This window comes from Cysteiniphilum sp. (assembly GCF_057495195.1).
Genome location: NZ_JBXTEF010000126.1, coordinates 1 through 5,950 on the forward strand (window position 1 = coordinate 1; position 5,950 = coordinate 5,950).

At 41.1% G+C, this 5,950-nt stretch carries 7 protein-coding genes; all 7 read left to right on the plus strand.

The genetic code is table 11. The annotated features are described in order from the left end of the window. Positions 1-102: 102 nt before the first annotated feature. From ACY10D_RS10680 to ACY10D_RS10710, 7 genes are read left to right on the plus strand one after another with little or no spacing between them, the layout of a single operon-like run. The gene (locus ACY10D_RS10680; protein WP_487000720.1) at positions 103-408 is read left to right on the plus strand and encodes a F0F1 ATP synthase subunit B; all 306 of its coding nucleotides are present in this window, start codon (positions 103-105) and stop codon (positions 406-408) included. Between the two features lie 38 nt (positions 409-446). Then, a complete protein-coding gene (locus tag ACY10D_RS10685; protein WP_192483602.1) occupies positions 447-917 on the plus strand; it encodes a F0F1 ATP synthase subunit B in 471 nt (156 codons plus the stop codon). Positions 918-928: 11 nt separating this feature from the next. Further along, entirely contained in the window at positions 929-1,465 is a 537-nt protein-coding gene (locus ACY10D_RS10690; RefSeq protein WP_487000721.1) for a F0F1 ATP synthase subunit delta, read from the plus strand. Between the two features lie 24 nt (positions 1,466-1,489). Further along, positions 1,490-3,031 carry a F0F1 ATP synthase subunit alpha gene (atpA, locus tag ACY10D_RS10695; protein WP_487000722.1) on the plus strand — a complete coding sequence of 514 codons (1,542 nt, stop codon included), beginning with the start codon at positions 1,490-1,492 and terminating at the stop codon, positions 3,029-3,031. Between the two features lie 12 nt (positions 3,032-3,043). Next, on the plus strand, positions 3,044-3,922 hold the full coding sequence (gene atpG / locus ACY10D_RS10700; RefSeq protein ID WP_487000723.1) for a F0F1 ATP synthase subunit gamma: 879 nt from the start codon (positions 3,044-3,046) through the stop codon (positions 3,920-3,922). Positions 3,923-3,940: 18 nt separating this feature from the next. Continuing rightward, entirely contained in the window at positions 3,941-5,317 is a 1,377-nt protein-coding gene (atpD, locus tag ACY10D_RS10705; RefSeq protein ID WP_487000724.1) for a F0F1 ATP synthase subunit beta, read from the plus strand. A 12-nt stretch (positions 5,318-5,329) separates the two neighbouring features. Beyond that, positions 5,330-5,782, plus strand: a complete 453-nt coding sequence (locus ACY10D_RS10710) for a F0F1 ATP synthase subunit epsilon (protein ID WP_192483607.1) — start codon at positions 5,330-5,332, stop codon at positions 5,780-5,782. Positions 5,783-5,950: the final 168 nt, after the last annotated feature.

A 5,950-nucleotide genomic window follows, 5' to 3' on the forward strand; every position in this document is an offset into this window, starting at 1 on the left:
AATTAAGAATTAAGAATTAAGAATTAAGAATTAAGAATTAAGAATTAAGAATTAAGAATTAAGAATTAAGAATTAAAACAAAAACCAACTAAGGAGAAAAAAATGGAAATGTCATTACAAGTACTAGGTCAATTAAACGGTCTAACAGCAATTGCCGTTGCGTTATTGATTGCTTTACCTGCATTAGGAACTGCGATCGGCTTTGGTGTGTTAGGTGGTAAATACCTAGAGGGTGTGGCACGTCAACCTGAATTAAGCGGTATGTTACTAGGTCGTATGTTTATCGTAGCGGCTTTCGTTGATGCGTTCGCGGCAATCTCAATCGCAATCGGTTTCTTGGTTTTATATGCAAACCCATTAGCAATTAACGGTTTAGCAGAAGCTGCATCAAAAGCACTAGGTGCATAATTAACGATAAATCCTGAACATATCCACAAGGAGAAATCATGGATATTAATATTACCTTAATCGGCCAGATGATCACTTTTATCATCTTTGTCGGTTTTACCATGAAGTTCGTTTGGCCACCGTTGAAAAAGGCGATGGATGAGCGTCGTGCAAAGATTGCTGATGGCTTGGCTTCCGCTGATCGCGCGGAAAAAGAGCTAGAAGTTGCTAAAAGAAAAGCACAAGAGCTAATTCATGAAGCAAAAGCGCAAGCGACTAAAATTATTGAGCAAGCGAATATGCGTGCGATGCAAATCGATGAAGAAGCCAAAGAAGCAGCACGTGTTGATGCAGATCGTATTCGTAAAGCGGCTAATGATGAAGCTGAAGCACATATGATTGCAATGAAGCAAAAGCTACGCAAAGAAGTTGTAGGTATTGCTGTTGCTGGTGCTGAAAAGCTTATTGGTAAAAACATTGATATGACGACCAATAATCATTTATTGGAAGAAATGGCAGCTGAACTTTAAGAGGTAAGATCATGGCAGACTTAACGCCTATTGCAAGACCTTATGCGCAAGCTGCTTACGAGTATGCTAAAGCACATAATGCCGTTGCAAACTGGAATAATATGCTACTTAATCTGTCAGAATGTGTGACAGATAATGAGGTCGCATTGTTGCTTGATAATCCTGCCTATTCTCAGTCAGATGTATCCGTATTGATATTTGATGTCTTAAAAGACGTGCTTGATGAGCATGGTAAAAACTTTGTCAAATTAGCTGCAGAGCATAATCGTTTGACAGTGATACCAACGATTTATAAGTTGTTTTTATTGCATAAAGCTGAAGATGAGAAAGCAAAAAAAGCCAAGATCACGACAGCATTTGAAACTTCTGATGCAGAAATTCAAAAATTAAAAACAAAACTTGAGCAAAAATATCAGTGCGCAATTGAAATTGACGTGGCAGTTGATGCGAGTTTGATTGGTGGAGCAATAATTGAGATTGGGGACCATGTTATCGATGGCTCAATCAAAGGCAAGCTTCAAAAATTACAGCACGAGCTACAAGCTTAAACAAGATTAATAGGAATAAAGACTATGCAGCTTACTCCAGCAGAAATTAGTGAATTAATAAAAGAGCGTATTGCCAAGTTTGACAATGCGCCACAAACAAAAACAGAAGGTACGATTGTCTCTGTTTCCGATGGTATTATCCGAATACATGGCCTAAATGAAGTTGCCGCAGGTGAGATGATTGAATTGCCTGGTGGTGTTTATGGTCTAGCACTTAACCTTGAACAAGACTCAGTTGGTGCCGTTGTCTTAGGTGATTATGAGCATATTCAAGAAGGCCAAAAAGCGTATTGCACAGGACGTATTTTAGAAGTCCCAGTAGGTGAAGCGTTATTAGGTCGTGTTGTTGATGCCTTAGGTAACCCAATCGATGGCAAAGGTGATATCAAAACAGATGTAACTTCACCCGTTGAAAAAGTAGCCCCTGGGGTGATTTGGCGTCAATCAGTTGATCAACCAGTGCAAACAGGTATTAAAGCAATTGATGCCATGGTACCAATAGGGCGAGGTCAACGTGAATTAATCATTGGTGACAGACAAACCGGTAAAACAGCAGTAGCAATCGATGCGATCATCAACCAAAAAGATACAGGTGTGAAGTGTATTTATGTTGCTGTTGGTCAAAAAGCGTCATCAGTAGCTGAAGTTGTTCGCAAACTAGAAGAGCATGATGCCTTAGCACATACGATTATTGTTGCAGCTAATGCCGCTGATTCAGCAGCACTTCAATACTTAGCACCTTACGCTGGTTGTGCGATGGGTGAGTATTTCCGTGATCGCGGTGAAGATGCTTTGATCATTTATGATGATTTAACAAAACAAGCATGGGCATATCGCCAGATTTCATTATTGTTACGTCGTCCGCCAGGGCGCGAAGCGTATCCTGGGGATGTTTTCTATCTTCATTCAAGATTGTTAGAGCGTGCAGCACGTGTTAATGCTGAGTACGTTGAAAAAGCAACAAACGGTGAAGTAAAAGGTAAAACAGGTTCACTAACCGCGTTACCAATTATTGAAACACAAGCAGGGGACATTTCAGCATTCGTTCCAACCAACGTGATTTCAATTACCGATGGTCAGATTTTCTTAGAGACAGATTTGTTTAATGCAGGTATTCGTCCGGCGATTAACGCAGGTAACTCAGTATCGCGTGTGGGTGGATCAGCGCAAACTAAGATCATTAAAAAGCTAGGTGGTGGTGTACGTTTGGCACTAGCACAATATCGTGAGCTTGAAGCATTTTCACAATTTGCCTCAGATTTAGATGATGCAACACGCGCGCAATTAAAGCGTGGTGAGCGTGTGATGGAATTGATGAAGCAAAAGCAATTCTCCCCACTTAGTATCGCTAAAATGGCATTGTCGTTATATGCTGTTGATAAAGGCCATTTAGATGAGATTGAGCTGAGCAAAGTTGGATCATTTGAAGCCACGTTACATGCTTTTGCTGAAAGTCAGCATAAAGCATTGATGGATGAGATCAATAAAACATGCAACTATAACGATGAGATTGCCGCTCAACTTGAAAAAGTGATCAAAGAGTGCAAAGAAACGCAATCTTGGTAATAGGAGGGTATCATGTCTGGTAGTCGTGAAATACGTACTAAAATTAACAGCGTTAAGAATACCCAGAAAATTACGCGTGCGATGGAGTTGGTTGCAGCCAGTAAGATGCGCAAGGCGCGTGATCGTATGGAAGAAGCAAGGCCTTACGCTCATTATGCGCTTGATATTATTCATCACGTTGTACGTGCAAGCATGGAGTATACACATCCGTACTTCCAAGCACGTGAAGTTAAACGTGTTGGTATGGTAATTATCTCAACAGATCGTGGTTTATGTGGTGGCTTGAATATTAATTTGTTTAAAGAGGTATTAAAGTCAATTAGGCATTACCAAGAGCAGAAAGTTGAAGTTGATTTATGCTTGATTGGTTCTAAAGCGGAAAGCTTTTTTAAGCGTTTACGTCAGGTGAATATTGTCTCTGTTGCCAACTTTCATGATGGTGACACAATAAGTTCAATTACTGGTGCCGTATCGGTAATGGTTAAAGCATTTGATGAAAATAAGCTTGATAACTTAATGCTGTTTAGCAATAAGTTTGTCAACACCATCAAACAGCAACCGACTAAAGAGCAGTTATTACCAATCCTTAAACCGAAAGAAGGCGCTGTAAAAGAAGATAAGTCGATTACAGGGCATTGGGATTACTTGTATGAGCCAGGTGCTAAGCGCGTATTAGATGTGTTGTTAGTGCGTTATATCGAGTCACAAGTTTACTGTGGCGTGGTTGAAAATCTCGCGTGTGAACAGGCAGCCAGAATGCTAGCGATGAAAAATGCAACTGATAACGCCGGTGATATTATTAATTCACTGAAGTTGCAATACAACAAAGCACGTCAAGCAATGATTACGCAGGAGCTCGCGGAGATTGTCTCCGGTGCTGCGGCAGTTTAAATTTAAGAGGACATAAAAATGAGTATGGGTAAAATTAGCCAAATTATCGGCGCGGTGATTGACGTAACTTTCCCGCGCGATAATGTGCCAAAAGTTTATGATGCGCTAATTGTTAACGAAACAGGATTAACATTAGAAGTACAACAAGAAATCGGTGACGGTGTCGTGCGTTGTATTGCGATGGGTTCATCTGACGGTTTAAAGCGTGGTTTGGAAGTCAAAAACACTAATGCGCCAATTTCAGTTCCTGTAGGGCATGGTACTTTGGGACGCATTATGGATGTATTGGGTAACCCAATCGATGAGTGTGGACCAATCAAGTCTGATGAAAAACAGCCAATCCATAAAAAAGCGCCTGCATTTGAAGATCAAGCGTTAAGTGCTGAGATTCTTGAAACAGGGATTAAAGTAATCGACCTTATTTGTCCATTTGCTAAAGGTGGTAAGGTTGGCTTATTTGGTGGTGCTGGTGTTGGTAAAACCGTCACCATGATGGAGCTTATCAATAACATTGCTAAAGAGCATAGTGGTTTCTCTGTGTTTGCGGGTGTTGGTGAGCGTACACGTGAAGGTAATGACTTTTATCATGAGATGAAAGATTCTAATGTATTAGATAAAGTATCATTGGTTTACGGGCAAATGAATGAGCCACCAGGAAACCGTTTACGTGTGGCATTAACAGGTTTGACGATTGCTGAGAGTTTCCGTGATGAGAACCGTGATGTATTGATGTTTATCGATAATATCTACCGTTACACATTAGCAGGTACAGAAGTATCAGCACTTTTAGGGCGTATGCCATCTGCCGTTGGTTATCAGCCAACACTTGCCTATGAAATGGGTGTATTGCAGGAGCGTATTACCTCGACAAAAACAGGTTCAATTACCTCTGTACAAGCCGTATATGTTCCTGCGGATGACTTAACAGATCCATCACCTGCAACAACTTTCTCGCATTTGGATGCAACAATCGTATTGTCACGTCAAATCGCTGAGTTAGGTATTTACCCTGCAGTTGATCCGTTAGACTCAACATCTCGCCAGTTGGATCCATTAGTGGTTGGTCAAGAGCATTATGAAGTAGCACGCAGTGTTCAGCAAACGCTTCAACGCTATAAAGAGCTAAAAGATATTATTGCAATTTTAGGTATGGATGAGCTATCTGAAGAAGATAAGTTAACCGTATCACGTGCACGTAAGATCCAACGTTTCTTATCACAACCATTCCACGTGGCTGAAGTCTTTACCGGAAACCCTGGTAAATATGTGCCATTGAAAGATACGATTGCAAGCTTTAAAGCGATTGTTGCAGGTGAATATGATCACTTACCTGAACAAGCTTTCTATATGGTTGGAACCATCGAAGAAGCGATTGAAAAAGCAAAATCAATCTAAGAGGTATCAGTGATGTCTGATAAACTACTTACAGTCAATGTGGTTAGTCAAGAAGGTTCAGTCTATGAGGCGCGTGCTAAAATGGTAAGCCTCAGAGGCACGGAAGGGGAGATGGGTATTGCCTTTGGTCATACACAGCTCTTATCGACCTTACCACCTGGTGTCGTCCGCATTGAACGTGAAAATAATGAAAAAGATACGCTTTATATCTCAGGCGGCATCTTAGAAGTCCAGCCACATCAAGTGATTATTCTCTCTGATGTGATGGAACGTGCTAAGGATCTTAATGAAGCTGCTGCTGAGAAGGCGCGTCAACAAGCCGAAGAAGCATTAAAGAAAGCGCGTGATAGCGACAAAGTAGAGGTCGAACAAGCGCGTCAGATTCTAGCTGAAGCGGAAGCGCGCTTAAAAGCGCTTAAAATTCTTAAAGGTGTTAACGCCTACTATAACGATTCAGATAAATAACTGAGGCTACGCACTTTTTCTATTTCAACATCCCTCCTCGCAAGCTTAAGCACCCCTCTTGAAAAGAGGGGAATTAAAATCACCGTCGCCCAATTCCCCTCTTTTCAAGAGGGGTGGCAGCCGTAGGCTGACGGGGTGTTTATAAAATCATAGTTTTTTCTAAAGTGC